5 protein-coding genes are annotated in these 4,778 nt (G+C 71.1%); all 5 read left to right on the top strand.

Annotated elements, in window-relative coordinates; genetic code table 11:
• On the top strand, positions 1-1,056 hold a 1,056-nt coding region (locus V7004_RS15155), incomplete at its 5' end, for an acyl-CoA dehydrogenase family protein (RefSeq protein WP_334145042.1).
• Between the two features lie 7 nt (positions 1,057-1,063).
• Positions 1,064-1,792: an enoyl-CoA hydratase/isomerase family protein gene (locus V7004_RS15150; RefSeq protein ID WP_334145040.1), complete on the top strand. Its 729-nt coding sequence runs from the start codon at positions 1,064-1,066 to the stop codon at positions 1,790-1,792.
• On the top strand, positions 1,789-2,592 hold the full coding sequence (locus V7004_RS15145) for an enoyl-CoA hydratase/isomerase family protein (RefSeq protein ID WP_334145038.1): 804 nt from the start codon (positions 1,789-1,791) through the stop codon (positions 2,590-2,592). The genes V7004_RS15150 and V7004_RS15145 overlap by 4 nt, the downstream gene beginning before the upstream one ends.
• On the top strand, positions 2,577-4,043 hold the full coding sequence (locus V7004_RS15140; protein WP_334145037.1) for a class I adenylate-forming enzyme family protein: 1,467 nt from the start codon (positions 2,577-2,579) through the stop codon (positions 4,041-4,043). Before V7004_RS15145 ends, V7004_RS15140 begins: the two co-directional genes overlap by 16 nt.
• Positions 4,040-4,744 carry a hypothetical protein gene (locus tag V7004_RS15135; protein ID WP_334145035.1) on the top strand — a complete coding sequence of 235 codons (705 nt, stop codon included), beginning with the start codon at positions 4,040-4,042 and terminating at the stop codon, positions 4,742-4,744. Before V7004_RS15140 ends, V7004_RS15135 begins: the two co-directional genes overlap by 4 nt.
• The last annotated feature ends 34 nt before the right edge of the window (positions 4,745-4,778 follow it).

Raw genomic sequence — 4,778 nt, 5'->3', positions numbered from 1 at the left:
GGGTTGGGTGTGGGGCGGGAGGTGGCCCGGGCCATCGAGGCGGAGCTGGCGCCGTACAACCTGGGGCGCTTGAACCCGCTCGGCCTAAACCTGGCCGCCCCGGCGCTGTTCGCGCACGGCACCGAGCAGCAGCGGCTGCGCTTCCTGCCGCCGATCGTGCGCAACGAGGAGGTGTGGTGCCAGCTGTTCAGCGAGCCCGGTGCTGGGTCCGACCTGGCCTCGTTGGCCACCCGGGCGGTGCGAGACGGCGACGACTGGGTGGTGACCGGCCAGAAGGTGTGGACCACCTGGGCGCACCAGGCCGACTTCGCCGTGCTGCTGGCGCGTACCGATCCCGACGTCCCCAAGCGGGAGGGCATCACCTACTTCCTCCTCTCGCTCCACCAACCAGGCGTGCAGGTCCGGCCTCTGCGGCACATCACCGGCGAGGTGGACTTCAACGAGGTGTTCCTCGACGGGGCCCGGGTACCCGACCACCACCGGGTCGGCGCGGTCGGTGATGGCTGGCGGGTGGCTGGCGCGACTCTCTCCGGCGAGCGCCAGATGGTCGCCGGCCAAGGCTCGGGCGGGGTCGACCGCATCGGGGGCTCGGGCACCCGGCGGCTCATCGGGCTGGCCGCCGAGCGCACGGGACCTACGGGCGGGAGAGCCATCGCCGACCCCCTGGTGCGCGACCGGCTCATGCGGCTCTACAGCGAGGAGCGCATCCGCGGCTGGACCAACGAGCGGGTGCGGGCGGGCCTGGCAGCGGGGCGCCCGCCCGGCCCGGAGAGCTCGATCGGCAAGGTGCACCAGGGCGATCTCAACCAGCGCACCCAGCTGCTGGCCACCGACCTGCTCGGGGCGGGTGCCATGGCCTGGGAGGCGCCCACCGGGGCCCCGTACGAGGACACGTTGCCCTACGAGGTGCGGGGGATGCTGCGCAGCCGGGCCAACACGATCGAGGGCGGCACCACCGAGGTCAACAAGAACATCCTCGGGGAGCGGGTCCTGGGTCTGCCCCGGGAGCCGGATCCCTGGCGCGGGGTGCCCTGGCGCGAGGTGCCCCGGAGCTGAGATGGCCATGGGGTACGAGACGCTGATCGTCGAGCGGCGGGGGCCGGTGGGATGGTTGGTCTTCGACCGGCCCGACGCCGGCAACGCCATGGACGCGGTCATGCTCGGCGAGCTCGAACGAGCCTGGGCGGAGCTGGCTGCCGACGACGCGGTGCGGGTGATCGTGAACACCGGCGCAGGGCCCGCCTTCTCCACCGGGCTGGACGTGGTGCAGCTGTCGAGGGACCCCGCCGCGCTCGCCGAGCAGTCCCGGCGCACCAAGCGGGCCGAGCTGCGTCTGACCGCATGGCACAACCAGGTCCACAAGCCCGTGATCGCGGCGGTGAACGGGGTGTGCGCGGGGGGTGGGCTGCACTTCGTGGCCGATGCGGACATCGTCATCGCCGCGTCGACCGCCTCGTTCGTTGATCCCCACGTCTCCGTCGGGCAGGTGAGCGCGTTCGAGACCATCGCGCTGGTGCGCAAGTCCCCGATGGAGCCGATCGCCCGCATGGCCTTCACCGGTCGCCACGAGCGGATGAGCGCGGCCCGGGCCTACGAGCTGGGGGTGATCAGCGAGGTGATCGATCCTCCCGAGCATCTGCGGGACGCGGCGCAGGAGCTGGGGGAGCGGATCGCCCGCAACTCGCCCGCGGCGATGGCCGCGACCAAGCGGGCGCTGTGGGGTGCGCTGGAGACCGGGCTCACCGAGGCTCGCCGGATCGGGGCTTCGATTCTCGTGGAGGAGAACCTGTGACCTACTCGTCGTTCGAGACCCTCATCGTGGAGCGCCGGGGGCCGGTGGGGTGGTTGCTGTTCAACCGCCCCGATCAGCTCAACGCCATGAACGCGCTGATGCGCGACGAGCTGGCGGTGGCGTGGAAGGAGCTGGACGCGGACCCCGAGGTGCGGGTGATCGTCCACAGCGGGGAGGGGCGCTGCTTCCAGACCGGCGTCGATGTCACCGAGATCGCCTCGGACGGCATCGGGATGGAGCGCTACCGCCGTTCCCTCGAAGAGCTCGACCTGCACTTCACCGCGTGGCACCAGCAGGTCTGGAAGCCGGTGATCACCGCGGTGAACGGGATCTGCGCGGGTGGCGGGTTTCACTGGGTGGCTGACGCCGACATCGTGATCGCCGCCTCGGACGCCGAGTTCTTCGACCCCCACGTCTCCATCGGTCAGGTGGTCGCCCTGGAGGCGATCGGCCTGCTGCGCAAAATGCCGGTCGAGGCGGTGATGCGCATGGCGTTGGTGGGGCGCTACGAGCGGATGAGCGCGGCCCGTGCGTACCAGCTCGGAATGATCAGCGAGGTGATCGATCCCCCCGAGCGCCTGCGGGACGCGGCGCAGGAGCTGGGGGAGAAGATCGCCCGCAACTCACCCGCGGCGATGGCGGCGACCAAGCGGGCGCTGTGGGGTGCGCTGGAGACCGGGCTCACCGAAGCCTGCCGTGCCGGGGCGAAGGAGCTGGTCAGCCTGTGGGGGCATCCCGACCAGGAAGAGGGACCGCGGGCCTTCGCCGAGAAGCGGCCACCGGAATGGCAGCGCCCGTGACCCTCGGGGACCTGCTCCCCGACCCGCCCGAGCCACCGGATCGCCCACTGGTCCACATCGGCGAGCGAATCTGGCGGGCGGCCGAGCTGAGCGCCACGGCAGCCGCGCTCACCGAGCAGCTGCGAGCGCAGGGCATCGGCGGCGGCGACCGGGTGGGGGTGAGCCTGCCGAACGGTGGCGAGCTGGTCGCCACCCTCTTCGGCGTGTGGCGGGCGGGCGCGACCTACGTTCCCCTCAACCCGCGCGCTCCCGTGGCCGAGCGGGAGCGGCTGGCCGAGGCGGCTGGGACGGTGGCCACCGTCCGCCTGCGCGACGGTGTGCCGGCCGTCGAGCGTATTGCGCGCTCACGACCGCAGCCGCGATCGGCGGAGGTCGCCCTGGTGCAGTTCACCTCCGGCACCACCGGTCCACCGAAGCCGGTGCCACTGCGTCACGACACCGTGCTCAGCCTGATCGACGGGGTCCTGGCCAAGTTGGGCGTGGTGCCCGGGGAGCGTCGTCACGAAGCACCCATGCCGAATCTCGTGCCCGTCTCGCTCTCGCTGTGGGCCGGGCTGTACACGGTGCTGTTCGCGTTCCGTGTCGGGGCACCGGTGGTGGTGATGGAGCAGTTCGAACCGTCGCTATTCGCCGAGCTGGTGCGCCGCCACGAGATCCGCTCCACCGTTCTGCCGCCGGCTGCGCTCTGCGCGCTCGCGGACGACCCGACGATCGGGGACCTCTCGCCGCTGCGGTTCGTGCGCAGCATCACGGCTCCGCTCTCGCCGAGCGAGGCCCGCCGGTTCACGGACCGTTTCGGGGTGACCGTCCTCAACAGCTACGGGCAGACCGAGCTGGGTGGCGAGATCATCGGCTGGAACGCCGCGGATGCCCGCGCCCACGGGACGGACAAGCTGGGCTCGATCGGTCGGCCCCACGACGGGGTGGAGGTCCGCATCGACGGGGGCGAGCTGTGCGTGCGCACCGCGGCCATGCGCGCCGGCGGCGTGGCCGTCGACCTGTCGGACCGGCTCACATCCGACGGGTGGCTCCGCACCGGGGATCTGGCCCACATCGACGACGACGGGTTCGTGTGGATCGACGGCCGGGTCTCGGACCTCATCAACCGGGGCGGCTTCAAGGTGTTCCCGGCCGATGTCGAGGAGGTCATCAGGAGCTCGGGAGCCGTCGCCGACGTGGCGGTGGTGGGGGTGCCCGACCGGCGGCTGGGGGAGGTGCCGGTGGCCTTCGTCGTCCCGAGGAACTGGCCTCCACCGCCGGATCTCGCGGCGTCGCTCGTGGCCCACTGCCGGAACGAGCTCGTCGCCTACAAGGTTCCGGCGCATGTCGTGCCTGTCCGGGCCCTGCCCCGGAATGAGATCGGCAAGGTCCGGCGTGGGGAGCTGATCTCCGCGGCACTGGCGCCAGACGTGAGCAATCCGACCGTGATCCCGACCGAGGAGCGACCATGACCCCCAGCGAGCGTGACGATTACTCCGGCCCCTTCGATCCTGACTTCCGCTACGAGGACCTCTCCAAGGAGGCGCTCGTGCGTCTCGTGCGCGAGTACGCACTGATCGTGCAGCTCCTCGACCGGTCCGTGTTCACCGCCATCGGGATGCGCTACGGGCAGCAGGCGGTGCAGGAGATCGCGATCGACGAGTGGCGTGGCGCCAGCCCCATCTACGGCGAGCGCCTGCGCCGGATCCTCAACATCGACGGCGACGACGTCGAGGCCATCTTCAAGGTGCTGCAGGTCGACCCCGGCTTCGCTCAGCACTACATGGATGTCCGCTACGAGGTGGTCGACGAGCGCCACGGCTTCTTCGAGCTGGCCTCGTGCGGGGCGCTGCTGGACGTGGAGCCCTACGGACCCAAGGCGGTCACCAGCATGTGCCATCACATCGAAGACGGCACCTTCGACTACACCGCCCAGGCGGTCAATCCCAAGGCCCGGATCCGCCCGGTGCATCGCCCACCCCGAGATCCCGCGGACCGGGTCCCGCACTGCCGGTGGGAGGTGGTGATCGACGACGACACCGAGACCCTGCCAGAGCCCGACATCACGGCGATCGTGAGATCCACCACGGCCGCCACCTACGAGTTCCCACCGATGCGCGACGGTACGCCGCACCTTCCCGAGCGGGAGGGCTCCCGCTCGCTCTCTGACTGAACCGTAGGGAGAGGTCCAGGAGCGCCGTCAGTCC

This window comes from Rhabdothermincola sp., from assembly GCF_036846205.1.
GTDB lineage: Bacteria > Actinomycetota > Acidimicrobiia > Acidimicrobiales > Acidimicrobilacustridaceae > Rhabdothermincola.
Note: the sequence above shows the minus strand (reverse complement) of the source record. Positions and strands in the feature narration are given on the sequence as shown.

Coding starts and splice junctions, on each gene's coding strand:
- V7004_RS15140 (WP_334145037.1), top strand. CDS start 2,577: ATGGCAGCGCCCGTGACCCTCGGGGACCTGCTCCCCGACCCGCCCGAG.
- V7004_RS15135 (WP_334145035.1), top strand. CDS start 4,040: ATGACCCCCAGCGAGCGTGACGATTACTCCGGCCCCTTCGATCCTGAC.
- V7004_RS15150 (WP_334145040.1), top strand. CDS start 1,064: ATGGGGTACGAGACGCTGATCGTCGAGCGGCGGGGGCCGGTGGGATGG.